A 25,352-nucleotide genomic window follows, 5' to 3' on the forward strand; every position below is an offset into this window, starting at 1 on the left:
TATTATTTGTACCCTAAATTCTGTGTCAACTGATTATCGTTATCTCTGTCTTTTTGTGGGATAGGAAATAATTGAAAATTCGTATCCCATGCACCAAGCTTAATAGGTGTAACGATTTTCATTACCTCATCTACTTTCCCGGTGCGCTTCAGATCCAGCCAGCGGTGTCCGTATTCGCAGAACAATTCAGTTTGACGTTCTTTTAGAATTGCGGATAATAAATCGGGCTTTGAAATTGTGGGATTAGTATTTTTGATCAGCAACAATCCGGCCCTCTTACGAATGACATCTATATCATCTATAGCGCCCGACAAATTATCCTGCAATGCCCTGGCCTCTGCCCTGATTAAGTATTGTTCCGACAAGCGAAGTACAGTAGAGTATTCTGTAATGGTAGCAGAACTGGCTACCTGATATTTATAGGGATAGTAATAATCGATTTTCGGCGTTACGGTCGCGTCAGTGAATTTCCCGATCCAACTTGTCTTTCTTTGATCAGTAGCTTCAAAAGCAGCAAGCAATTGAGGGCTGAGTGTGGATGAATTGATATTATTCAACTGAGGTTTGGCAGTGAGAATAAAATAAGCTCCTTCGTAAGTATTTCGATTTTGAGTTGGCGTGGGCATCATCAGCTGCCAGATGCTTTCCACACTATTCTTTTTAAATACGCCGTCCAGCGGTGCAATGTCAAAGGTGGGCTTATTATTAATAACCAGGTTCGCAGCCTGTTCCGCCTCGCTATATTTATTCGTAAACAAATAAACCCTGGCAAGTAGAGCAACAGCCGCGTATTTATTCGGTCTAACGCGTTCAGTTGTGGTCGTCAGGCCATTAGCACCAACAAAATTGGGGTTTAAATTTTGCTGGGCAATTTTAAGGTCTGCAATAACTTGATCATAAACAGCCGCTCCCGGTGTTCGGGCTAACCTTGAATTAATGAGATAATCTGTCTGCAAAACCAACGGCACGTCGCCGAACAAATTGGTCAAATAGAAATGCCAGTAAGCACGTATAAATAATGCTTCGCCGGTAAGCTGTATTTTAACGTCTTGCGAAAGGCTGGTTGATTTTTCGCATCCTTCAATTACAGCATTTGCCTGATAAATACAGTTATAGCCGAGTGTCCAAATATCATTGGTCAATGCATCTGAAGGGGCCAAACTGTTCGAGTAAACTTGCTTTATATTGAGTGCAGTTGAATATGTAGTTAATTCATCCGAACATAAACCTAAGTACAATGCGGTGATATAAGGATTAACATCACCTGAAGTATTCATTTTCGTGTATATAGCCGTCATGGCTGTATTCGCCGTTTCATTATCGGCGAAAGCTAACGCTGTGCTCAGTTTATTCTTTGGCGGGTCTATCTCTACAAATTTACTGCACGAGGTAAAGGCAGTGAGCAGTAAAACTGCGATAAAATAATATTTTGGGGTCATAGTGGTTACGATAAAGTGATAATATATTTTATGCTATAGAAAATTAAAAAGTCAGTTGTGTTCCTATAGTTAGTAGTCTCAAAGGTGCGAGTGGAATAGTATTATCTGGTCGACTGTTTTCGGGATCAAGGCCCTTATAATTTGTAATGGTGGCAAGGTTTTGACCTTGTAAATATAATCTACCATTACTTAGGCCTATTTTACTTATCCATTTTTCAGGCAGCTGATAAGTTAACGATATATTCTTTAATCGTATGAATGACGCATCACTGATCCGGGCATCGCTCACATTGAGATTGGTATTTGCAGTAAAAGCAGCGCCACCGAGCCGGGTGTATTTCTCAAATGTCCTTTCGTCACCAGGATTTTGCCAACGGTCCATAACCACCTCCAATTGATTATTCCCCGTTGTAGAACTGCTGGAATAAGCGCCAGGCAAGCTATTGGTTAAATAGTTGTATCCTGTCTGTTTTACAAATTGTACAAACACGTCTAAACTGAAGCCTTTATAAGTAAGAGAATTATTGAATCCTCCGAAGAACTTTTGGCCGACAAATACGGGTATGCGGTCAAAGGTCGAAGTAATGGAATTGTCTTTGTTGTAGTCTTCAAACGTATATACACCCGTTTGTGGATCGATACCTGTGTAATGATAAAGCATATTGATAAACAGCGGTTCCCCAATAACGTAGGTGGATGAATAACTGGACGCGGCCAAATTAGGATACGATACCAGTTTGTTTTTAGGGAAGCTGATATTGAACGAAGAGGTCCAGGTCAGTTTTGAGTTTCTCAGGTTGACGGTGGTGAGGTCAAGCTCAAAACCTTTATTTTCGATCACTGCGGGTAGATTCGCTTGTACGGTTGTAAATCCGGTTATGGCCGGCAAAGGGTAGCCTACCAATTGATTACCGGTTCGGTTTTGATACCAGTTTGCATTCAACTGGACGCGATCCTTGAAAAAGCCAAGTTCAACAGCGACTTCGATCTTCTTTATCGTTTCCCAGCCAAACTCTGAATTGGTCAATTGGGTAGGACTGATCCCGTTATTACCTAAATAAGCCAATGAATTAGAGGTATAGGTATCCAGGAATTTATAATCTTCCAACTGGTCGTTGCCTGTGCTGCCGATACTGCCGCGCAGTTTGCCGAAACTTAAAAAGGGCAATCGTTCATTAATGAATTTCTCTTTTGAAAAATTCCAGGCGGCACCGATAGCCCCGAAGTTACCAAACTGTTTTCCGGGGCCGAATCGACTGCTCCCGTCGCGCCTACCGGTTAAGTTCAATACGTATTTCTCGTCGAAGTTATAACCGATCCGTGCGAAGACAGCGTTGTACTTGTATTGTGTATAAACACTGCTATTAATTACAGATGTCGCGGCAGCTAAATTTTCGATTAAAGCGTCACTGGTATAACCAGATGCACTTTGCATAATTCTTCGCTGGTTATTTTCCTGGAAGGTTGTAGCCAACAATACATCAACTTGGTGTTTATTGATCCTCTTAGTGTAGTTTAATTGAGGCTCAACGATCCAGGTTTTTAAACTGTTGGTATTGACAGAATATGACCGGTTATTTGCTGGATTAGCAGTGGTTGGATCAAGAGCGCTGAATGGGTTAATCTGAGTACCTAAAAGCCCAATATTGGTATAGCCAAAGCTGCTTTTGATCTGGAAGCCAGCAGGTAAATCATACTGCAAGATCAGGTTACTATTGAGATTATCACTGATCGTTGTTGTGCTTTTTCTTAAAAGCCCGAAGGGGTTCTTCCACGTCGAGTTTTGCCAGTTTAAATCCCCGTTGTCTTTGTAAATAGAAGGTGCATTCGGCGCTAAAAATATGTTGGTGGTTAGATCCGCGTTTGGCAAATTGTTGTTATCGTTCAGGTATGAAATGACAGCATTAGCGCTGAACTTTTTATCTTCTGATTGATGGTTGATGCTTAAACGGGCAGAGCCTTTTTTATCGCCATAGTCTCCGGGGAACACGGTCGTTTCTTTACGGTATCCTGCGCTTAAAGCGAACTGTGTATTTTCATTACCACCGGAAAGCGTACCCTGTGCGTCCGTGAAACGGGCAGTGCTCCCGATCAGAACATCCTGCCAATCAGTATTACGGCTTTGATCCCAGGTACCGTTCACATCGTAGTCCGTGGCGCCCGGTGTGCCGCCGTCGTTCTTGAATGCTTCGTTCCTCATTTCAAGGTATTGGGCGGTATTCATAAGCTTTAGCTTATTGGTAATTTTCGCAGTTCCGGTGTAGACATTAAACTCCGCTTTAGTTCTACCGGCTTTCGCCTTTTTAGTCGTGATCAGGATCACACCGTTCGCGCCGCGCGAGCCGTAGATCGCTGTGGCGTCCGCATCTTTCAACACGGTAATGCTTTCGATATCATTAGGGCGGATACTGGCAAAGGGACTGATTAAGCCGCCTGCGCCGGGTATAGCCCCAATAGAGGCGGACGGGAACGGTACACCATCAACGATGTAGAACGGCGAATTGCCGTTAGCGATACTGTTTTGTCCTCGTAGCCTAACGGTAAGCGGAGCGCCGACAACTCCAGATGATTGGCTGACGTAAAGGCCAGGTATCCGGCCTTCTAAGGCCATGATCGGATCGGATACGGGTTGTTTAGCGATGTCGGTACCTTTCAGGGTGCTGACGTCCCCGGTATTTAAAGTTTTGGGGGTATTATAGTACCCTTTAATAGCCATCTCGCTCAGTTGCCTGATGTCTGCGGATAACTGAACGTTGATTTGGTTTCTACCATTGATAGCTATTTGCTGGTTCTTGTAACCGATATAGCTGAACACCAGGGTCGCGTTCTCTTCTGCGTCGATCCGGTAGTTACCGTTCTCGTCGGTGCTGGTTACGGTAGCAACGCCTTTGATGCTGACATTGACGCCGGGCAGTGGCTCCCCCTGTTCTCCGGTGACCATGCCACGTACTTCAATTTTTTTGAGGTATTCACTGATCTTTTGAAGAATGGTCGGTGCTTTGGGTTTGACCACGATGTATTTGCCGACGAGTTTAAAGGTCATGGGCTGGTCTTTAAAGATCAGTTCCAGGGCTTCCTGCAGGTTGGCATCTTTCAGGTTAACGGTGATCTTAATATCGGGGCTTAATTCGGATTTGTTGTACCAGAAACCGTAATGGGTCTGTTCCGAGATTTGGTTAAAGACGCGATCCACGGAGGCATCTTTGAAGTTGAGGCTGACACGTTGTTGCCCGAAACTTTTGGCCCCGACCTGGATACAGCCGACGATCATAAAGAGGGTGATAACTTGTAGCCGCATAGCTATTTTCTTTTGGGTTTCCTTGTTCCGGAGTGCTGTTCGTAATGCTGAAGGTACGGTACAGGCGAATAATTTACGCAAAGCGTAAACTATGCTCGTAAAAATTTGCATAAATTTGATCTGATTGGGTTAATGCTTAATATCTGACGCAAAGGGTAATGAGGTTTCCCGGTCTTCGCCGGAATGTGTCTCGCAAACACATCCGGCTTTTTTATATAGAAAACCTCCTGATCTGTTCTGGCTGTTCCTTGTCTATTTCATTAGCGGTTAATTAGTAAGGTGAATATTGATTTAGTTAATTATAAGTGTCTTTCCTTCCTGCTTATCTTCTTCGAGTTTGAATTTAATGTTGCCTTCTTTCAGCACCTCCAGTACCTCGTTTAAGGTGGAGCTGCGGGAGACAACTCCGTTAAATATGTCTCCCGTTACCGCTCCATTGTACCTGATCTTGATATTGTACCATCTGGACAACTGGCGCATGATGCTATGCAGATCCGCATCTTTAAATGAGATCCAGCCGTCTTTCCAGGCAAGAGCCGTTTTCAGGTCCGCCTGTTGTACATGAATGTCTTGCCCCGGCGTATTGATAGCCTGCTGGCCGGGTATGATCGATCTTTTAAATTGCGCTGAACTCACTTCGACCGAGCCGGTGGCCAGTGTCGTGATGATCCGATGCTCGTCAGCATAGGCGTTTACGTTAAATGTGGTACCGAGTACCCGTACTTCCTGGTCGTTGCTGATCACTTTAAATGGACGGGCTTTATTATGGCTTACCTCGAAATAGCCTTCCCCCTCCAGGGATACACGGCGTTCATTGACCGCGAACCTCTCCGGGTAGGTCAGCTTACTGGAGGCATTCAGGAACACCTGGCTGCCATCGGGCAGCACGACCAGGTATTGGCCTCCTGCGGGGGTTTCGATGGTATTAAACCCTGCCGGAGCGCCGGTAGAGCCACTTTTTTCTTTAATGGTGTAGACCAGCTTCCCGTCAGCGGTTTTGGTAACGCTGATCCCGTCATGTACGGACAATTCCCCATTTTTTGCACTGGTTAAACTGATCTTGGTACCATTGGCTAAGGTTAGAACGGCCTTGTTGCCGCCGGGGGCGGCATCGATGTTCGCAAAGGACTGCTCCTGCACATGAACGGGTGTGTTTTGCAGGTAGAAATAGGTGCCTATGGAAATAACCAGCAACACCGAAGCAGCAACGATATAATATTTCCAGGTATAGATGAAATGCGTTTTATGCTCAGGTTCGATCTTGCTGAATATCTGCTTCATCATCCTGTCTTTGATCACATAGGGATTATCTGTACTCCCTTCCGGTAAGGGCAATAGTTCATCCTGGTGGTCGCTATACCACTGATCCAGAATGCCCTGCTCTTCTTCCGAGAGTGTACCCGTCCGCCATTTTCGGGCGAGTTCGGTGATATAGGTTATGGATGGTTTTTCTTCCATGTAAGAATCGTTTCTTCTATAGTAATAGAAAGTGATCCTTATACCTATTCCATGTTGAAATATTTTTTAGATCGTAGAATTTTTTGTCGCCAATGTAAAGTTTCAGTTCCTGCCAGGCAGTCTAAGCACTTTGGTATCGCTGCTTTCAGCAGGTCGTGGTGCAGCTATATGTTTTTTTGTTAGGGGTGGAAGGTCAAAGACACTGCTTACGCGGTAACGCAGGTTGTTTCTGATGTGATGTTCAAAGTCCTGGTATTCCCGCGAATGTTCGCATAACATGACCATATCAAATGTGCAGACATTTTCACTGCCGTAATAGGTATGCACACGCTTACGCACCACATTATAGGCAAGGTTAAGATCATCCCACCACATCCGAAGGACCGTTTGGCCTCTCCCGTTACACAACTTCACCGTTATTCTAAAAATGGGCATGTTGTAAATTACTAACAAAATTAGTAACTTATCAATGGTGAGTAGAAAAAAATCAAACGGAACTGACCGGAGTGCGGGTAATGAGTTGGTAGGCTAAAAGAAACCTTTGGCCAAGATCAGGAAGATATAGAGCGTCAGGAACAAACTGGTCAGACTACCCTTGATATTTTTCAATGCTTTAGTCAGCTGATTATTGACCGTCTTCGGGGACAAATTCAATTCATCAGCGATCTGTTGGTGGCTCAGGCCCTCGTCACGGCTCATTTGATAAACGATCCTGCACTTTTCAGGCAACATCAATATGGTATTTTCTAATCTGACCATCAGTTCTTTGGCGATCAAATGTGTTTCAGCGGACGGGGTACTAAGATCCATCCCATAATCGACCGATGCGAACAGGCGTTTCTCCGCACGGGCGCGATTGGCCAGCGCATTGAGCACTTGGAATTTGACGGCACCGGCCAGGTAGGTCTTCAACAGAAACTTGATCTCCGTTTCCTTCCTGTTTTGCCACAGGGAAATGAAAATATTTTGTACGCACTCTTCTGCTTCTTCCTGGTGCTTCAAACGATTTTTGGCAACGGAGAGCAGCACGTCCCAATAACGGCGATAGATCTCACCTAATGCGTCTTCACTGCCTTCACGCATCAGCGAAAACAGATCATTGTCCGAGTGGTTCTTAAAGTGATTCATTCAGAAGTCTCCACATATGTAAGCAATTACACATCTTAAAATTACAATAATAATTACTGCTTATCAAGAGCCTTCCATAGAATTTAGATTTCAGGGAATGTGTTTTACATACGGCTAATTACCGTAGTTCGTTTTAAGACCTGCTGAAAAGGGTTAAATAAACTTTGTCAAATATAGGGCAAGACCAATAAAAAAATTATTTGTTATCGGTAAAGGCCCCTTTAAATCCCAAAAAAGCGCAAAAAACCGCTTCGGTTTATCCCAAACAGGTATTCAGCTGATCGCATTGGCTTCCTAACAGCCCATTGACAAAACGTTATAGCAAGCATATCTCGTATTCAAAAAATAATGAACGCATAATGCCGCAATAAAAAAAATCTGAATGAAATGTTTTTTGAATATAGGTTTACGTTAATTTAGCCGCGTCAATAAATCAAACAACTGCGTTAGAGCTTAATAAATGGTCGGTGAACTGATCAGGTTATTGTTGAGCGCTCCGGTCGGTTGATACCACTACTACACTATTTGCTTTCACTCGTCAAACCTGACAGGTCCAGGTTGTCACTGCGCTGATCCGCACCGGCACCGGATACCAATTCTTTTAACTTGTAATTTCATATGTCGTCAGACATCGGCTGTCCTGTGTCTACAGGACGCCAATTTAAAAACGCAATTGCATTACACCATGAGCGCATTGGAAGCAGCAGAGGAAGCGAAAACGAAAATTGTATTGACACGGAAAATACAACTGCTACTCAACATCAAAGACCAGGAGGCACAGAACAAAGCCTTCGAATTGTTGTGTCAGTGGCAGCGTACCTGCCGCAGGGCCGCTAACCTGATCCTCAGTGAGCTTTATATGCAGGATCGCTTAAAAGACATGATCTATTTAACCGAGGATATCAAAATAAAATTAACCAACGTTGCCAAAGACCCAAGCGGCATTTTACGCACATCAAAAAAGAACAGCACTTACCAAATGCTGTCCCAAAAATTCAAGGGTGAAATGCCAATGTCCATATTGAGTGCGCTCAACAATAACCTGTGTGGCACATATCAAAAGGAAAGGATGGGCTACAATCTTGGAACGCGGTCTTTACGCAATTATAAACGTGAGATCCCAATGCCGATCGCCGCTAAAGACTTCAGGCACTTCGCTAAAATACCGAAGGGCCGGAACTATACCTTTGACATATTCGGCATACCTTTTAAAACTTACCTGGGCCGGGAGAAGAATTTTGATAAATCCGCATTGATGGATGGGCTATTGGATAACAAAGTGAAATTGTGTACAAGCAGCATGAAGATGCAGGCCGGGAAGATCTTTTGGATGGCCACATTTTCTTATGAAAAGAAATTGACCGTTACGGACAGCGACGAAGTTGCCGAAGCAACGCTAACCATCGATACACCTATCGTCGTAACGATCGGCAAGTACCGATATGAGATCGGCAACAAAGAAGAATTTATGTATCGTCGGATCGCTATCCAAAACAGCCTGTCAAGAACACAAAAAGGTACATCGAGCAGTCGCGGTGGCCGGGGACGCAAAAGAAAGATGAAAGCTACCCATAAGTTTCAGGCATTGGAAAGTAATTATATCAATAGCCGTATTCATTTTTACTCGCGTAAGCTAATAGACCTGTGTGTCAAGCATCAGGCCGCGTCTTTAGTGCTGGTGAACGTGGAGGAAGCACAGGAAGGAACGAAACAGGATGAATGCCTCCTGCACAACTGGAGCTGGTATAACTTAAAGGATAAGATCACTTATAAAGGAAATCTGAAAGGCATAACCGTGACGGCCAGGTAAATTAGCCGTTCGGCTTCGCAAAGATTTTGAGGCTGCTTGTATCAGCCGTAGGGTGAGGCCGCGTAGCGCTCACTAAATACTTTTCTTTTAAAGTATAGACAACATGCTGGCGTGACGACAATTCATGATCATGATGCGTTTCATTTCTGCCGGTAAACATCACTTAGGCTATTAGGTGGCACCACCTCGCAAGCCTGTTAAAATGGATCGGAGGCTGTTTGTTCAGCCGTAAGGTGGGGCCGCGTTGCACCTACTAAATACTTAATTATTTGAGTATAGACAACATGCTGGCATTGAGTATTCCTGATAGGGGATGTTCTGCCAGGTATTAAGCCTTTTCTGATACTGGCTCTTAAAAAAAGTATCATCACACCTAAAAAAAACAAGGTATGAAATGATAGGTTATTAAAACTTTATCTTAATTTGCAGTAAGAAATCTGATTACTGTCTCCAGCTATATAACTCCCAATTTTAGCTGAGGTCAACAGGTAGCAGGTTGATTTACTACACTATTTTGCCTCCGTTCGGTCAAGCCTGATTTAGTCAGCCTGTTTTCCGCTTTGCAAAAAGCGCAGGACAGCTGGCGCAAGAAGATATTTAACTCGGTGTTTTTCATAGGTTAGCAACGCCCCAATGTTTCCACATAGGGGGCTTATTTAAAAGCCTATCAAAAAAGGTATGATGACTGATAATTTACGGGAAAGCCTGATGCGTGGGGATAGCGATGCTTTTAAGGAGGTGTATAGCGCCTGCCTGGAACTGATGCGATCCAAAAACTTTATTCATTTTGATAATGGCCAGGATGGAGGCGACATGATGCAGGATATTCTTTTGGACCTTTGGCAGAAAAAACATTTTATGAGCATTGATGATCTTTCCGCGTATCTGTTCAGAGCATTGACGAATCGTTCCACGGACAGCCACCGCCGGAGAAAGCGAACAGCCAAGGTCTTAGCACAGTATACGATGAACAGTATTGGTACAGCTTATCTCCCATTTTCCGATCCGGCAGAAAAGACCTGGATAAGAACGGAGATCATGACGGCGATATGGTCATTGCCTGAGCGGCAGCGGCAGGCATTTGTATTAAGTAAAATGGAAAGCGTAAACCGGAGAAGGACAGCTGCATTGCTACGGGTCAGTGAAAGTACGGTGCATACGCACCTACACACAGCATTAGAGAAACTTCGGAAAAGGCTGCAACATTTAAGAGCATAAACCAGGAATAACAATTTGCATGAGCAACATATTGATTTTTCTGATCCAAAAGACAATATAACCTTGCGATCCGGGACTATTTTGATCCTTGTTGTTGTTATGTTGATCTATGTATTAGGTGCTGTGCTTTTCTATGCTTATGCTCATTATTTAGTATACAGGAAGTAATGCCGAAAATACACCACCGTTTAAAAAACCAGGAAGAGCATCGGGATTATCAAGTCTTGCTGTACGAAATATCGCAAGGCAGTCAGCAAGCGCACCAATTGTTCGGAAGTTTATATAAGGAACAGCTATTAGGCATAGGGCTAAAGAAACTGTATGTGCCTGCTGGTGCTGATGCTTTATTTCAAGCGGTATTTGAAGGTACCTGGATCTTCAGGTACCGGTTTAAACATATAGCGGATAACACCTTTCAATTCGACAGGTTTATTGAGGAAACATCGGCAGGTTTAGCGGACGAATTTTATTTTGAGAGGCCGCCTCAATACAGGAACAGGTTTACCGAACCACCGGAATACCAGGTGCCGGAATATCTTGGTGATTTTAAGGTCGTTTTTCCGGTACCAGATAACCCTAAAGACAAGGACAGCCTGTTTACCGAAATAAGCCTGGGTAACTACGAGGCATTGGGCCATTTGAAAAAGTTGTTTAATGACGATCTGTATGGAGCCAGTTTCAGTTTGCTCAAACGCAGTGACCTGGCGATGGAAGTTGTAGATAACACCTTTAGACTGATATGGAAATACCGTTTCCGTTTAAATCAATATAGAAGAAACGAAGAGATCATGTGGGAATTTACGTTAGAACGGTGCCGGGTATATTTAAAAAATCCGCCACCTTATTCACCAAATGATATTTATAACAGATACAGGGATTCATAATGAAGATCACTAAATCTATTCTTTAGCAAGCATCCGAGAACACCCCGCATCTGTCAAGAACGGCGGGAAGGGAGGCCTTCAGCTCCCTAAGTCCGGCAAGGGGTACTTGTCGCAACACAGAGATGGCAGAAATGGTTGGTTTGCACATGCCTTCTCTTAGATGATACTGAGAAGTATTCATGATTGGAAAAAAACGGGCTTGGTGTCTACCAAGCCCATTGTTTACATTTTTCAAGTAAAATTGCTTATGCTGGATGAATTTGAACACGCTCAAAAAATTGATGCGGATCTTGAAAGAGACTTTCAGAATGGCAAAAAGTCAATTGATAAATATGCGCTGATCTTGTTCGTGATCTTTTTTATAGCAATGGGGCTGATGATAGCTGGTTTGGCGTGGGCCGCCTGGGAGATGGAAAATTCACCATACCAGGATGATCGAAGTCAGCCTCAGACATTAATAGTATGGGTTAAAGACCGATCGTTTTTTTTCACCCGTTTATTGGTGAAGGACCCTTACTTCGTTTTCTAACGATGTAAGAAGGCAAGGGCAAATAGCCTAAGTCTCGCGCAACCGGATGCGGTCAACAGGCACCGGTGTAGCGGAAGCAGCCCAACTTGTCCAGGTTCCGGGGTCCGAGTTTTTAGCTGTAGTATAAATGGATTCATGCTTCCGGCGAACCCTGTTGTTTTACTGAAACAGTTAGCCTGTTTTTGTCACTTCAGTCCGGGATCACCCGGACTGATTATAATCATAAAGGTTCCAAATAAAACGCTTGTTTAAAACAGCTACCAATTAAACACTGATTGTTATATGAGGTATATCAAGATCACTTTTACGCTGTTCATGCTGGCCTGTTTATGTAGTTGCAGGCATAACAGTGAGCCGGAAGACGGTAAGCCAGCGGTACTGCCGGATTTAATTTATGTCTGTTATTACTGGCCAACGGACACAAGCGTCTATATTCAAAACTTCATACACATCTACCCTGATTCCAGTTATTACGGCATAACGAACCAGGAACGTACTTGCTTAAGTTTTAAAGGACACCGCACCTACCCGGAAACCTATCAGTACATGCGCGACGTTTTCTTGAGCGCCAGTTATGATCCCCAAGACAATGATTACCTGGCTGACCATTATAAAAGCAGGTATAACGTTACTTATATGCTTTCGATGCAGGCCAATGGAGGTGTTTCTAAAAGAATTTGGTATGGTGAATCAGAGCGCCCTAAGTTCCTGGATGGCCTGAACAGGCAACTGGCGGAAATTTCCACGTCTGGCGGCAAGAGCGCGGACCCGGTGAGTTTAAGCGACATCGAGTTTTTTATCAGGCATGTACAGCCTTATTAATATGTGGGCCGAAATAAAACATTTGCCCCTGAAACAGATCGCTATGGTTAGCTGATTTAATGATAGCATCTGTTACGGGTCCAGGCTCTAAAGCCGGACCCGCTTTTTTTTGCCCTATGGTCAACGGGGTATACTTTTAACCTTTACGCCCTCTGCGAAAGATACCCGTAATGAGATATTTGGGCTTTCTCCAACTTAGTGACCCACCGACGATCAGATCCGATTCAGCCATGATCTTACGTAAAGTGGTCATGGCCAATTGTAAGTAATATTCTGTTTCTCCTTCCGTGTAACCCAGTTCCAATGCTACTTCAGCCAGCGACATTTTTTTCCGATAGTGAAGATCAAACACGCGCCGTTCTGTCCCCGTCAGTTGATTGGTCGCTTCCTCTATGATGGCACCTGCCTGTAACAAGGACACTGCATTTTCCTGTCCCTGCATGAGCGGTGCCGAAGAATCCCCAGGTAAACTAAATTTACCATTGGCCGCATTGAACTTCTGAATCAAACTCATAACCATTTTAACAAGTACCACACTCGGATACCTGACGCTTAATAGCTGCTGACCTTTCCTATAAAAGTCACTGTAGGTCTGGCCCATGACCTGGCAGGCAGTATCATCATCTTTAATAAAACGCTGGGTCAGCCGACAAAGTTTATCAAAAGACAGATCATAAAACTGATCCATAGCCCGCTTATTTCCTCTAACAATTCCAGGGATCAGTTCCCTTAACTTTTCTTCTTCGGAACCGTCTTCAATAGGCAAGTTCATTTACAATATTTTATATGTTAAAAATACGTCTTTTATCAGTATCAGCCTGATGTTGAGGGCCTCTATTTAAAAAAGATTTGGGCGTTCTGCACTCATTCCGCTCTTATCTTTTCCTGAAGGAAAAGGATACCCGCTCAATCGGCGGACGCATTTTGCAAGCTACCTCGTGATCCTTCCGAAACAAATGCAGCGCCAGATCAGCGGCGACTTTCCCGGAGAAAGACACCGCTGCCCGCCGGGCGGTGCTGCGCATCTGTCACAGCATTTGTAATTCCTGTTATCCACCTCGACCTTACCCGGCCATGATCCGGCTAAGGCCAAGCAGGATACTTCCCTTTGGCTTTAACGCCACCCTATCCCCCACTTCTGAATAACGTCCCTTTCCTGTTCAAAACTTTATGATTTTTTAAAATGCTGATCAAGGATCAGCGGGCTAAACGATCGTTTTCTTTCAGCCCACCCCTTTATGCTGTGTCCCAAAACCGGATCTGTAAAAGGCCAGCAAAGATAATGACTGGCAAAATTGATTCTACGGAATGAACGGCGGGGTATACACCAAATTCCCGCCATCCACCCTTCGGGACTTTCCAGAATCAAAGTTGCCGGGCGTCATTCAATCGCTTTCTTTTTCAACCGATCCGGCTCTGGAACACAGAAAGGCGCGGGTGAAAAAAAAGAGAATCAAAATGATCAATCATTAAAAATTACAACTATGAAATTCTTTAAAGAGTGCCAGACGATCGACGAAGTAAAAGCGCTTTACAAAAAGTTAGCGAAAGAAAATCATCCCGACGTTGGCGGGGATGTGGTGACTATGCAGGCCATCAATACGGAGTATGCGTATGCCTGTGCGCAGATCTACAAGGGTGCCGGTCTGTCTGATGAACAGGCAAGCGAACAGATGGAGTATTCCGAAGCGTACCGGCAGGCCATTGAAAAGATCATTCATTTACCGGGTATCGTGATCGAGTTAGTGGGTAACTGGATCTGGGTAACCGGTGACACCAGGCCCGTGAAAGATCAGATCAAAGAAGCAGGCTTTTTCTACGCCTCCAAAAAGATCGCCTGGTATTTCCGAACCGATGATTACAAATGCAAAGGGGGTAAAAAGTCGTTAGATGAGATCAAACAAAAGTATGGTAGCCAAACCATTAACGGGCATCAATACAGATCAATTGCATAATTAAAAACAGTGGCGGTGCTGTTCGATCACCGTGAACGTTATGATAAGTGTAAATGAAAACAGTAAAAAAGTATGCAGTGACCTACTGGTCAAACTGAATGGTAAACAACATCTGCGCATTGAGATCCCGGAGTATATGCCTTTAGTGATCGAGCTGATAGGCGAACAGGTCAGCACACCGTTTGGGATCGGGAAGTTATATAGCCTGGCCCATTACTATGAACAAAATGGCGATCTAATGCGTGATCCCGAAATGTGTTTTATCGTAGTAGATAACAGGCCCTTTCCTGATACCTGGGAACTGCTGGAGATCTACCCGCAGATGTACCGGTTAGACAGTTTAGGAATCTATCAGGAATGCGTCAGGATCGAGGATGGCACTGCTAAATCCTTTCATCGAAAAATGCAAAGCGACCTGATAGAGTTTGCCGACATCTGGTTTGAGAACATCAAACAGCAGGGTTTTTTAAAATAGGTATGCAGGACGGGCGGTGGATTCGCTGCCCACCTGTTCCTTTTTCTTCACCATTCAATTAAAATATGATGTCTTACGAAATCAATGTAGCACTGAACGGATCACACTTTTTTGCTACCCACGACAGGAGTATCAATGATACAACCAAGCTGATCAAAGTTTTTAAAGTGATGGACGAAAAGTTTCCGGCCAGTGAGGGCTATGAACTCAGCGTATGCTATTACCCGAAATATGGCTACCAAACAGACGGTAATACGTTCCGCAAATTGGTTACGGAGAAAGATATACATGGCGTGTATGCCTTTTTTGAAAATATGCGCAGGTACAAATGACCTGATTAAAATGAACAACGATGAAAACAACTTTTGAGCATGTAACACCGGAAGCCGCCCAGGATATAGCAGTAGAATTACTGGCTTATAGGGGTTTGTTCGGGGGCCGACAATTCCACCGCGTGGAGATCCCCGGAGGGTTCGAGATCAGGGGCATCCTTCTGCGGGACAAGGAAGAAAGTGTAGTATTTCGCTACCTGGTTACCGGAGCCGTTCAGCAGTATGATTATGATGAACGCCTGATAAAATTTAATGATCCCGGCTGATCCTGATCGGGCTGCAACGACAACCCGTTTGCAGGTAGTACGCCTGCAAACCGGGTTGTTTTTAGATCACTTTTCAAATCGAACATCATGCAAAACCAACATACGCCACCGCTGATCACTGACCTATACGACAACATAATTACGATCAAAAATTTACCGGAAGCTATTGCGCAGGCCGAAGCAAACCTGGCCACATTTCCTGAGAACCGCAGCTACGACCAGGAGATGGCTTACGGGGATCAGGTGTCGTACTGGTCTTATATGCTGGAGCAATTGCGCAACTTGGACAGCCGGGTCTAACAGCTATCGGTTTGCCCTCTGGATGCTGGAGTAAATAGCTGTTTATAAAATAAGTACACATCAATTATTACACAAAGGTCGGCAAGATGGCTCCGGGGCGACCAAGAAATTCCGGCATAAACCGCTGCGCTTTTTATTCCGTTGCTTCTTGGTCTTGGTCGCCACTGACCGGAGCGCATTTCATAATTAATTCAACTTAAAAAGATCCATTATGAAAAAGTTAATCATGCCTACAGCGCATTACGAGGTCGCAGAGATCCAATTGAGCTACAAACTCAAAGTAAAACGCAGCGACAGACCCAAAGTAGGTCACGCCCACGATGCGTATAAGATACTGAAACAATGTTGGGACGCAGATAAAATAGACTTTATAGAAGAGTTTAAGATCCTGCTGCTGGATACCAATAATAATGTGATCGGCATCTTTGAAGTTTCCAGCGGAGGGACTTCTACCACAACGGCTGACCCCAGGTTGATCTTCGCCGCCGCTTTAAAGGCCAATGCAAAAGGGATCATCTTAGCACATAATCACCCATCCGGCGATTGGATGCCAAGCCACAACGATAAGGCTATGACCAGGCTGTTAGTGGAAGCCGGGGCCTTACTAATGATACCGGTTTTAGATCATGTCATTGTTACGCGGGAAGGTTATTACTCATTTGCAAATGAGGGGCTGCTTTAAAGCCCCTTTTTTGCTGCCAACATTGGAGATCATTTGGAATTTAACGCTTTCAATTTGTTGTTAAATTCCGTTAGCCCCGCCTTCTGTAAACAGTCGGCGGCCAATAATTTAAACTCTTCTACTACTTCTTTGGGCAAGGCTTCCAACAGGCCAGCGGCCCCGGCATCATCTTTACCGCTCACCCCCTTTTCGATCACGCCGTTTAACAGCAGTACATTTTTTCGAGAGATCCTTAGATCGATCTTCACTGTTTCTTCCATGCCTGGAAAGCTCATGAGCATGTCATAAACTTTGGCCACATCACTCGTTAAATTCATAGTACACGTTTTTAAGTTATCAATTTATTGCACTACAAATATATTTTTAGAAAGCATACCCATCCTGCGCATAATATGACCAGGAGCAGTGAATCACATCCAGGCTATCTAAATTAGCATCCGTTAAAGAAATGTGTAAACGAAAATGTGTGGTATGGAATCGATCAACAACAACATCGGTCCGGACGAGATCAAAGAGATCCTGAACCGGGTCAGGGACATGGATATGGTGAGCTACCTTTCCAAATTAGGGTATGAGCCGGTTAAAGTAAGCGGTAACGACCATTGGTATTTATCTCCGCTCCGATCAGAATCTACAGCGTCATTTAAGGTCAACAGGCTGAAGAACCAATGGATTGATTTTGGTGGCAGGCCAACGCCGGAGGCATTGGCTAAAGCTCAAAAATACAACCGCAAACCGCCTGAGTTCAACGGCGGAACGCTCGTTGATTTTGCGATGCAACACAACAACTGGACGATCCGTGACCTGGTAACATTTTACAAAGGCGACGCGCTTTTTTTAGACCTGAAAAACAGCAGCGACTTCCAGGTGATCCCCCAGGAAAAGGAGCATAAGATCAAGGTACTCAGTGAGCATTTGGTATCCTCCTACCCGCTGGTCAGCTACCTCAAAGAACGGCGCATCGCCTATGAAATTTACGACCGGTTTTGTAAGGAAATCCGCTATGAGATCGGGGGCCGAAACTATTATGCTATCGGCTTTAGAAATGACCTGGGCGGCTACGAGATCCGCAACAGCCTGGTCAAATTATCCAGTAGTCCCAAAGGCATCACCACCATCGACAACGGTGCCGACGAAGCCGCCGTTTTTGAAGGCTTTTTTGATTTTCTTTCTTTCATGACCATCAACCAGGGGCAGGATCATAAGCGGCTGAACTACGTCATTTTAAACTCCCTCTCCTTCTTTGAATCAGCCCGGTCATTCATGGAAAAGCACCGGGAAACCGGGCTTTATCTTGACCAGGGAACTTCCGGTCAAAGCTATACCCGCTACGCGATGACGTTAAGCAGCTGTTACCAGGACAAAAGCGGCCTCTATAAAAACTATAAAGATGTCAACGACTGGCATGTCAATTTCGGGAAGGCCCAGCAAGCTGTGAAGCCCTCAAATGTTAAAGCCTTTCGCCGCAACAGCCTTTAGCGCTTTTAGAACGAACTGAGTAAAACAGCTTACCCAGAAAACAGCCACGGTGCTTGATCTGCACCGGCAAGATGTTGGGTTGTATCACAACCCGATCTTGCCGCCCATCACTCCGAAGTCGTTGGCGGGGCTAACCTATCGGTTTTAGGAATTGGAAACGTGAAAATGATATGTGATGAAAGACCAGAAGACCAACCGAAATAAGTGGCTCCATGTACGCCTGACAGAAGAGGAATACCAGGCTATCCAGGACCGATTTAAAAAAACCACCTGCCGCAAGCTCAGCGAGTACACCCGCAAGGTCGTGCTGGCGAAGCCCATTACCACCACTTTCAGGAACGCATCGCTGGATGATTTCATGGCTGAAATGATCCGCCTGCGTGGCGAACTGAACAGCATCGGCGTCAATTTTAACCAGTCGGTCCACAAGCTGCACATGAGCGATACCGCCGCGCAAATTCAATCCTGGATCTTAAAGCAGGAGGTCGAAAAAAAGATCCTCTTCAACAAGATCGACGAGATCAAATTGGGCATCAAAAAAATTGCGGAGACATGGTTGCAATCGTAAAAACCGGCTACTCCATACGCCGCATTCTCAACTACAACGAGAACAAGATATCCGAAGGTGTGGCCACTTGTATCGGTGCCGCGAACTACCCGATAGACCATGAGGATCTCCGGTATCATCAGAAGCTGGCCCGGTTGGAAAACCAAGCCGCGCTAAACGCCAATATAGAGCGGAACAGCCTGCATGTTACCTTAAATTTCGACCCTTCGGAAAGTGACCGGTTCGACCCCAAAAAGAATATGGATAGCGCCGAAGTTTTAAACCAGATCGCAGCGAGCTATATGGAACAGATCGGCTTTGGCCAGCAGCCTTACCTGGTCTATCAGCACTACGATTCCGGCCATCCACACCTGCATATCGTTTCCCAAATCGTCGAGCCTGATGGCCACGGGATCGACACCTTTAACATTGGCCGTAACCAGAGCAGCGCGGCACGTAAAGAGATCGAAAACGCCTTTGGCCTGGTTAAAGCGGAAGAGAGCGGAAGGAAAAAAGTTTATGAGCTGAAACCGATCCGGGCCGAGAAAGTGAAGGCGCGGAAAAGCGAGACACGCCGGGCGATCGGCAATGTCCTGGATCATGTGCTGATGCAATATAAATACACCAGTCTGCCGGAGCTAAACGCCATACTCAATCAGTACAATGTTACCGCAGACCGGGGTAGCGAAGATTCCAACACGTTCAAACACAACGGCCTTTTGTATTCCGTATTGGAAGAGAACGGCAAGAAGGATTGCAAACCGATCAAAGCCAGCAGCTTTTACAATGAACCCACCCTGAAATTCCTGCAAAAACGCTTCGCCAAAGGCGAAGTCGCCCGTATGCCGGACCGGTCAAAACTGAAGACCGCCATCGACCGCGTATTGATGAACAAGGGGATTTCCAGCCTGGAGGAATTTAAAAAAGCATTAGCTAAGGTCGGCGTACATACCGTCATCCGCGAGAACAAAGACGCGCGGGTCTACGGGATCACATTCGTTGATCATAACACCAAAAGCGTATTCAATGGTCGCGATGTAGGTCCAGGCTACGGCGTGGCTGCCATCCAGCAAAAATTAGCGGAGAACAGTACCGTGCAGCAAGCCGCCGTAAAGCAAACCGGAATAACCCGATCCACCGATTCCGGGCAACCGGACAGCGGTAAAACAAGCGGCCCGAAACCCAATGCGCCGCTTGATCCCGCCACACCACCCACCGAACACGGTTCGGCAGCATCCGGCAAAAATTTACTGGAAACCATGCTCCAGGATGAGGGTGGCACCGACCAAATGGCCCCTGAACTCAGGTCTACCAAAAAGAAAAAACGTAAACGATACCGTCATTAAAAATCATTATTATGGCAAACACTGGAGAAAACGAACAGGCACTCAGGAAAATTCTTGACATGACCAGGCTGATCAGCATCGCCTTGCTGACACTGCACTTTTATTATTACTGTTATGGCGCATTTCAAGCATGGGGCTTGACCATGCCCTTAACAAATAACCTATTAAAAAACATCAGTAGCACCGGGTTGTTTAATACTTTCCATCGCTCCAAATTAATTGCCCTTGCCCTGCTTATTGTGGCGCTCATTGGGGCCAAAGGAAAAAAGGATGATAAGCAGAATTACAAAACTGCTTTAGCTTATATCCTGACCGGGCTGCTGATCTATTTTATTACTTACTTATGCTTTTCCATCAGCCTATCTGTGACACAGGTAGCTATCATCTACATGAGCCTGACCTCATTGGGGTTCCTACTGATCCTGACCGGCGGAACGCTGGTATCCAGGATCATCAAAAGTAATTTCAACAACAAGGACATATTCAACCTGGAGAACGAAACCTTTCCGCAGGAAGAACGGCTTTTGATCAATGAGAACTCGGTTAATCTACCCATGCGCTACCAGCTGCGTAATAAATGGCGCAAAGGCTTTCTGAATATCGTAGCCCCTTATAGGTCAACACTGGTGTCGGGCAGCGCAGGTAGCGGTAAAACAAGCAGCATACTGCGCTTTTTTATCAGCCAGGCCCTGGCTAAAGATGATCCCTATACGATGCTGATCTACGATTTCAAGTTCCCTGATCTGTCAGTGATCGCTTACAATCATTATTTAAAGAACAAACATAAGTACAAGAATGAGGCAGAATGCTTCTTTATCAATTTTGAAGACCCTTCCAGGTCGCACCGGGGTAACCCACTGGAGCCGGAAAGCATGTCTGATATTACAGATGCCACAGAATCGGCCAGGACAATTTTGCTGGGACTTAACAAGGTCTGGCAAACCCGGCAAGGGGATTTTTTCGTGGAATCACCGATTAATTTTTTTACCGCGATCATCTGGTTTCTACGCCAGTACCAAAATGGCCGGTTCTGCACCTTACCCCATGCCATAGAGCTGATCCAGCTTGATTACGATACACTGTTCACGATACTGCGTACAAAAGAGCTGGAAGCCTTGATCAATCCATTCGTCCGAGCCTACGAAAATGACGTGATGGAACAATTGGAAGGTCAGATCGCTTCCGCAAAGATCGCATTGGCCCGGTTGTCTTCACCACAACTTTATTATGTTCTCACCGGTAACGACTTCAGCCTGGACATCAACAACCCGGAGAAACCCAAGATCCTTTGCATAGGCAATAACCCGCAAAAGATACAGATATACGGTGCCGTATTATCGTTGTTCGCCAATCGGCTTTTGAAGGTCATCAATCAAAAGAATAAACTGAAAAGTATGCTGCTGCTGGATGAATATCCTACAATTTCAGTAGACTTGATCCCGACCATCTCGACAGGACGTAGTAATCGCATCGCCGTGGTCATGGGGGTGCAAAGTGTCAATCAATTACGCAAGGAATACGGGCGCGAGCAGGCCGATGTGATCATGAGCATAGCCGGTAATCTGATCGCCGGACAGGAAACGGGAGACAGTGCCAAACAGTTATCCGAACAGATCGGCAAGATCATGCAGGACAGGGAGAGCCTATCCATCAGCGACAGCGGAACATCGGTTTCCAAAAGCAGGCAACTGGAATCTGCCGTACCACCATCGAAGATCGCCAAACTATCGGCAGGGCAGTTCGCCGGTATCCTTTCCGATCTTCCCGACCAGAAGATCGAACTCAAAGCCTTTGACTGCGAGATGCTGACCGATTTTGACGCGATCAATAAAGAGGAAGCCGCCTACAAGCCTATCCCGATCATCCGCCAGGTGGACCAGGGCATGATCAACCGCAATTATTTGCAGGTCAAAAAGGACATTGAGGAATTGGCGCAGGCAGAAATGGAACGCATGATGAATGATCCTGCAATGGCGCATCTGGTGATCAAAAAAAATAGTTGAGGCTGTAAAAAAGGCCAGCATCGTTTTGATGCTGGCCGGAAAAGCGGGTATATCTTTTGGTATTGTTATTGGCACATAGCCGATAAGCAATCCCGGTGTACCTGCTTTTTTCTAAGGGGAAAATCCAACTCAATTTCTTTTCAACAATACCCGGCCTATAATCTTATAAACGCGCTTATACCATAAGATAGACGCCATGCAAACCAGCACCAATCCGAGGAATAAAAGAGCGAACGTTACCAGATGATAGGCATCAACGATCCTGATTGTTTCCGGCGTTCCAGGCCGGTAATCCCGGTGCCGCCACAGCGATATACCGGAAAGGACAATAAGTAACAACCCACTACCAAAGCAATAGTAATAAAATTCGCCACGGGCAAATAAGGAACTGGATTTGTTCGGCACCATTAATTTAGCAGCCTTGACAGGGTTCCTCCAAAGATAGCAATTTTAGCCTCCTTTGTTTATACCTGTTGATGAATGATCGCTCCGCCAATACATTCTTCGTTCCTGTATATCTGGTATCCTGTGTTCACCTTGATCCTATTTACTGATGCCGGATCACTTATGTACTGATGCCGGATCACTTATGCTTATTTTAGCATCAAACCAATCCTCATAAACAACGGAATCTGGATTATCAAATTGATATGTAAAGCCTACTTTATCTTCACCGGCTTTGAGGGTAATTCCGTTTTGCGATTCATCTTTAACATATTCAACGGCTCCTGTTGACGACGGGGCGTTCAGAATAATATCGCCAATAAAATGAAATCCCGGTTTTTCTTCTGGCATGTGCAAATGGTTTATGATTAATAATGGGAAAGGCAATTTTGGCCTTACAACTTTTTTAGAATGACCACATCGGATAACAGCAACAATCTGCGACCCCTTAGTTACAGTTTTCCCATGACGACGATCTCGCCAAGATATTTTTCATCTCTAAAAATACCGTACCCTTGTTCCAATTCAACTTTTTCTGCTGCCTGTGAATCGGGAACCGTTATTTCAGCAACAAACCAGGCACGATACGTCGCGGAATCGGGGTCTTCTATTTTATATTTAAACCCTATTTTGGTTTTATCAACGTCCAGGTAAATAGCCGATTGTGAATCACTCTTAACCGAATTTGAGGAAACTGAAGTGGGCGGAATAAGAAAAAGTTCAGCAGTAAATTGAGTTCCTATTTTTTTTTCTGGCATAAGCGAATGGATTATAATTTTAACAGGGATAGGCTTTTTTTCTTATAGCTTTTTGAGAATGACAACCTCGCCAATTAATTCTCTGCCTCGGACGACCTGGTATCCATCACCTTCATAAATATAGGAAAGCGCTTTTGGCTCCGTAAGGAAGATTTTGGCGATAAAAGGTGAATCATAAGTTGCAGAATCGGGATTTTCAATTTCATATCCGAATCCTATTTTTATCCTGACGAGATCGAAGGCGAGGCGCTCTTGCGGATCATTTTTAAATTCGTGGGTGGATGATAAAGACGGGCTTCTTTTCAAAACTAATTCACCGAGAAAATGAAATTTCTTTTGTTCTTCTGGCATTACCGGACGGTTTATGATAAATTGTAATAGGTATAGTCAAAAAGCAAAAGGACTTGTTGAATTGCTCTTATCCCGCCGCTAAATGGACTAATTTAAATGAAGGTAAGGCATTTTTGATAAAGCAATTATGCGAGCGCTACAGAAAAAACAAATCATATTTCAACTTCTACACAGCATTAATAGGCATCACAAGAGTTATCGTTATTTTGATGGCCTAAATAATTGATGCTGGCAATAACGTCAAGGTTAAATATCAGCTGATGGAAAATAAAACCAAATAGGTATGCGCTTCTCATGATAGTTAACGATAAAAGCATTTACAACTATATATAAATGAGTATTACCTATAGTCATAATATCAAGGATTTAAAAGCCGAGTAAGAAATGTCGATGCAATTGGTAGATGGGTAATGGAAGAGTACCCATAAAAATTTTAATTCATAATGAAACATTTGGGACAGTTTGTTACAATATAAAGAAAAGTTTATACATTTGCAGAAGCAGAAGAAGCAGAAGAAGCAGAAGAAGCAGAAGAAGCAGAAGAAGCAGAAGAAGCAGAAGAAGCAGAAGAAGCAGAAGAAGCAGAAGAAGCAGAAGAAGCAGAAGAAGCAGAAGAAGCAGAACGCGGAAAGATTACAATATAAATTCTCCCTTTGAAGAAACTGTCAAGGTATTACATAGCAGGAATCAAAGGATAAAAGCAAAGGAAGAATAGAAGAAATAGTTTGCAATATAATGCCAATGGAGAAGTCGGGAAGGTCCGTCAAAACTTTTTCCCAACTCCTGTCAAATGGCCTAATTTTTATTGTCTTTACAATAATATTGCAAATATAACAAATAGCCTGAAACATTAAAAAGTTCAGGCTATCTTGTTTAATTATAAATCTATTAGTTAGTTCCGACAAAGAATGGATACACTTTATATCCTGGGTAACGGCTTCGACCTTCACCATAAATTACCAACAAGTTATGCCGATTTCAATAAATCAGTTGTTGAAACCGATCCCGAACTGGCCCATACATTGGAGGAATACTTTACTTTTAAAGTGAATCACAAATATTTGTGGTGCGATTTTGAATGTGATTTAGGCACTTTCGCTTCACAATCGTTTTTTGATTTTCACAACGGGTGCGATCCGTTGAGCGAAAACTTCAGATATAGTGAAGTTTATGCAGTGGAAGACGAAGTGAGAGAGGCCGCTGAAAATTTAATAGAATCGATCAGGGATGCTTTCAGCCAGTGGATCGACGGTATTGAATTTCCGGAACAACCAAGTCGCACAACAAAACTTCTGAATATTACTGACCGTAGTAAGTTCATTACTTTCAATTATACCGCTACACTGGAGGAACTGTATCATATCTCCGACGACCGGATATTTTATATCCATAATAAAGCCGGAGGGTTTAACGGGGAGTTGATCTTCGGCCACGGCCTCGCGGACGACGAAAAACAAGACGACACACTGGACGAATTTGGCGAAAGCTCCCGTACTATGTTTACCGATGCTGAAGGCGCGGCCCGGTCTGTGTTTTATGCGTTCCGAAAGGATACCGATGAAGTTATTAATGAACATGGTAAATACTTCAGGGAGTTAGCCGGAACAAAAAATATTATTGTATTGGGCCACTCCATTGCTGATGTGGATAATCCTTATTTTCAACTCATAGCGAAACAGGCCCCCGGAGCATCCTGGACGTTCAGTTACTTTGGAGATCAGGAATTGGAAGAGAAAAAGAATAAGGCAGCTGCAATGTTGGGTATTGACAAAAAAAATATAACCATGATCAAAATTGAAGACCTTTGTTTATGAACACTGAAAAAACT

General features: G+C 44.4%; 27 protein-coding genes. 17 read left to right on the top strand and 10 right to left on the bottom strand.

Annotation, left to right across the window (positions count from 1 at the left end; genetic code table 11):
- Positions 1–2: 2 nt before the first annotated feature.
- The 5 genes from MUCPA_RS14415 to MUCPA_RS14435 all read right to left on the bottom strand — a co-directional run bounded on the left by MUCPA_RS14415 (position 3) and on the right by MUCPA_RS14435 (position 7,323).
- Positions 3–1,439 carry a RagB/SusD family nutrient uptake outer membrane protein gene (locus tag MUCPA_RS14415; RefSeq protein WP_008507308.1) on the bottom strand — a complete coding sequence of 479 codons (1,437 nt, stop codon included), beginning with the start codon at positions 1,437–1,439 and terminating at the stop codon, positions 3–5.
- A 43-nt stretch (positions 1,440–1,482) separates the two neighbouring features.
- The gene (locus MUCPA_RS14420; protein ID WP_008507310.1) at positions 1,483–4,848 is read right to left on the bottom strand and encodes a SusC/RagA family TonB-linked outer membrane protein; all 3,366 of its coding nucleotides are present in this window, start codon (positions 4,846–4,848) and stop codon (positions 1,483–1,485) included.
- Between the two features lie 180 nt (positions 4,849–5,028).
- Entirely contained in the window at positions 5,029–6,195 is a 1,167-nt protein-coding gene (locus MUCPA_RS14425) for a FecR family protein (protein ID WP_008507312.1), read from the bottom strand.
- Between the two features lie 102 nt (positions 6,196–6,297).
- On the bottom strand, positions 6,298–6,630 hold the full coding sequence (locus MUCPA_RS14430; RefSeq protein ID WP_008507314.1) for a hypothetical protein: 333 nt from the start codon (positions 6,628–6,630) through the stop codon (positions 6,298–6,300).
- Between the two features lie 93 nt (positions 6,631–6,723).
- The gene (locus tag MUCPA_RS14435) at positions 6,724–7,323 is read right to left on the bottom strand and encodes an RNA polymerase sigma factor (RefSeq protein ID WP_008507315.1); all 600 of its coding nucleotides are present in this window, start codon (positions 7,321–7,323) and stop codon (positions 6,724–6,726) included.
- Between the two features lie 685 nt (positions 7,324–8,008).
- On the opposite strand from MUCPA_RS14435, the gene MUCPA_RS14440 reads away from it, so the two are divergent.
- The 5 genes from MUCPA_RS14440 (at position 8,009) to MUCPA_RS14460 (ending at position 12,586) form a co-directional block, all read left to right on the top strand.
- The gene (locus tag MUCPA_RS14440; RefSeq protein WP_008507316.1) at positions 8,009–9,133 is read left to right on the top strand and encodes a transposase; all 1,125 of its coding nucleotides are present in this window, start codon (positions 8,009–8,011) and stop codon (positions 9,131–9,133) included.
- A 678-nt stretch (positions 9,134–9,811) separates the two neighbouring features.
- The gene (locus MUCPA_RS14445) at positions 9,812–10,351 is read left to right on the top strand and encodes an RNA polymerase sigma factor (RefSeq protein ID WP_008507317.1); all 540 of its coding nucleotides are present in this window, start codon (positions 9,812–9,814) and stop codon (positions 10,349–10,351) included.
- Between the two features lie 167 nt (positions 10,352–10,518).
- Complete coding sequence (locus tag MUCPA_RS14450) at positions 10,519–11,235, top strand: hypothetical protein (RefSeq protein WP_008507318.1); 717 nt, start codon at positions 10,519–10,521, stop codon at positions 11,233–11,235.
- Between the two features lie 247 nt (positions 11,236–11,482).
- A complete protein-coding gene (locus MUCPA_RS14455) occupies positions 11,483–11,764 on the top strand; it encodes a hypothetical protein (RefSeq protein WP_008507319.1) in 282 nt (93 codons plus the stop codon).
- Between the two features lie 282 nt (positions 11,765–12,046).
- Positions 12,047–12,586, top strand: coding sequence for a hypothetical protein (locus MUCPA_RS14460; protein ID WP_008507320.1), 540 nt, complete (start codon positions 12,047–12,049; stop codon positions 12,584–12,586).
- A gap of 136 nt (positions 12,587–12,722) precedes the next feature.
- Here the strand turns inward: MUCPA_RS14460 and MUCPA_RS14465 are convergent, their stop codons facing one another.
- Positions 12,723–13,358, bottom strand: coding sequence for an RNA polymerase sigma factor (locus MUCPA_RS14465; protein ID WP_008507321.1), 636 nt, complete (start codon positions 13,356–13,358; stop codon positions 12,723–12,725).
- Between the two features lie 712 nt (positions 13,359–14,070).
- Here MUCPA_RS14465 and MUCPA_RS14470 point away from each other — a divergent pair.
- The 6 genes from MUCPA_RS14470 (at position 14,071) to MUCPA_RS14495 (ending at position 16,596) form a co-directional block, all read left to right on the top strand.
- On the top strand, positions 14,071–14,541 hold the full coding sequence (locus MUCPA_RS14470; RefSeq protein WP_008507322.1) for a molecular chaperone DnaJ: 471 nt from the start codon (positions 14,071–14,073) through the stop codon (positions 14,539–14,541).
- Positions 14,542–14,581: 40 nt separating this feature from the next.
- Positions 14,582–15,016, top strand: a complete 435-nt coding sequence (locus tag MUCPA_RS14475; protein WP_008507323.1) for a DUF6908 domain-containing protein — start codon at positions 14,582–14,584, stop codon at positions 15,014–15,016.
- A 65-nt stretch (positions 15,017–15,081) separates the two neighbouring features.
- Positions 15,082–15,348 carry a hypothetical protein gene (locus MUCPA_RS14480; RefSeq protein WP_157543912.1) on the top strand — a complete coding sequence of 89 codons (267 nt, stop codon included), beginning with the start codon at positions 15,082–15,084 and terminating at the stop codon, positions 15,346–15,348.
- 20 nt (positions 15,349–15,368) lie between these two features.
- The gene (locus MUCPA_RS14485; RefSeq protein ID WP_008507326.1) at positions 15,369–15,614 is read left to right on the top strand and encodes a hypothetical protein; all 246 of its coding nucleotides are present in this window, start codon (positions 15,369–15,371) and stop codon (positions 15,612–15,614) included.
- Positions 15,615–15,701: 87 nt separating this feature from the next.
- The gene (locus tag MUCPA_RS14490; protein ID WP_008507328.1) at positions 15,702–15,914 is read left to right on the top strand and encodes a hypothetical protein; all 213 of its coding nucleotides are present in this window, start codon (positions 15,702–15,704) and stop codon (positions 15,912–15,914) included.
- Positions 15,915–16,125: 211 nt separating this feature from the next.
- On the top strand, positions 16,126–16,596 hold the full coding sequence (locus MUCPA_RS14495; protein ID WP_008507329.1) for a JAB domain-containing protein: 471 nt from the start codon (positions 16,126–16,128) through the stop codon (positions 16,594–16,596).
- Between the two features lie 29 nt (positions 16,597–16,625).
- Here the strand turns inward: MUCPA_RS14495 and MUCPA_RS14500 are convergent, their stop codons facing one another.
- Positions 16,626–16,913, bottom strand: a complete 288-nt coding sequence (locus tag MUCPA_RS14500) for a hypothetical protein (RefSeq protein ID WP_008507330.1) — start codon at positions 16,911–16,913, stop codon at positions 16,626–16,628.
- A gap of 154 nt (positions 16,914–17,067) precedes the next feature.
- On the opposite strand from MUCPA_RS14500, the gene MUCPA_RS14505 reads away from it, so the two are divergent.
- The 4 genes from MUCPA_RS14505 to mobC all read left to right on the top strand — a co-directional run bounded on the left by MUCPA_RS14505 (position 17,068) and on the right by mobC (position 21,971).
- Complete coding sequence (locus MUCPA_RS14505; RefSeq protein WP_040625977.1) at positions 17,068–18,075, top strand: toprim domain-containing protein; 1,008 nt, start codon at positions 17,068–17,070, stop codon at positions 18,073–18,075.
- Positions 18,076–18,250: 175 nt separating this feature from the next.
- On the top strand, positions 18,251–18,643 hold the full coding sequence (locus tag MUCPA_RS14510; RefSeq protein ID WP_008507332.1) for a plasmid mobilization protein: 393 nt from the start codon (positions 18,251–18,253) through the stop codon (positions 18,641–18,643).
- On the top strand, positions 18,628–19,968 hold the full coding sequence (locus MUCPA_RS14515; RefSeq protein ID WP_008507333.1) for a relaxase/mobilization nuclease domain-containing protein: 1,341 nt from the start codon (positions 18,628–18,630) through the stop codon (positions 19,966–19,968). Before MUCPA_RS14510 ends, MUCPA_RS14515 begins: the two co-directional genes overlap by 16 nt.
- Positions 19,969–19,979: 11 nt before the next feature.
- Positions 19,980–21,971: a conjugal transfer protein MobC gene (gene mobC / locus MUCPA_RS14520; RefSeq protein WP_008507334.1), complete on the top strand. Its 1,992-nt coding sequence runs from the start codon at positions 19,980–19,982 to the stop codon at positions 21,969–21,971.
- 561 nt (positions 21,972–22,532) lie between these two features.
- Here the strand turns inward: mobC and MUCPA_RS14530 are convergent.
- The 3 genes from MUCPA_RS14530 to MUCPA_RS14540 form a co-directional block, all read right to left on the bottom strand.
- Positions 22,533–22,766: a hypothetical protein gene (locus MUCPA_RS14530; RefSeq protein ID WP_008507335.1), complete on the bottom strand. Its 234-nt coding sequence runs from the start codon at positions 22,764–22,766 to the stop codon at positions 22,533–22,535.
- Between the two features lie 101 nt (positions 22,767–22,867).
- Positions 22,868–23,173 (bottom strand): hypothetical protein, encoded by a 306-nt coding sequence (locus MUCPA_RS14535; protein ID WP_008507336.1) that lies wholly within the window; start codon positions 23,171–23,173, stop codon positions 22,868–22,870.
- 42 nt (positions 23,174–23,215) lie between these two features.
- Positions 23,216–23,524: a hypothetical protein gene (locus MUCPA_RS14540; protein WP_008507337.1), complete on the bottom strand. Its 309-nt coding sequence runs from the start codon at positions 23,522–23,524 to the stop codon at positions 23,216–23,218.
- A gap of 492 nt (positions 23,525–24,016) precedes the next feature.
- On the opposite strand from MUCPA_RS14540, the gene MUCPA_RS14545 reads away from it, so the two are divergent.
- Both MUCPA_RS14545 and MUCPA_RS14550 read left to right on the top strand, forming a co-directional pair.
- Positions 24,017–24,181 (top strand): hypothetical protein, encoded by a 165-nt coding sequence (locus MUCPA_RS14545; RefSeq protein WP_157543913.1) that lies wholly within the window; start codon positions 24,017–24,019, stop codon positions 24,179–24,181.
- Between the two features lie 251 nt (positions 24,182–24,432).
- Positions 24,433–25,338: a bacteriophage abortive infection AbiH family protein gene (locus tag MUCPA_RS14550; RefSeq protein ID WP_008507340.1), complete on the top strand. Its 906-nt coding sequence runs from the start codon at positions 24,433–24,435 to the stop codon at positions 25,336–25,338.
- The last annotated feature ends 14 nt before the right edge of the window (positions 25,339–25,352 follow it).

The organism is Mucilaginibacter paludis DSM 18603 (assembly GCF_000166195.2).
GTDB classification, from domain to species: domain Bacteria; phylum Bacteroidota; class Bacteroidia; order Sphingobacteriales; family Sphingobacteriaceae; genus Mucilaginibacter; species Mucilaginibacter paludis.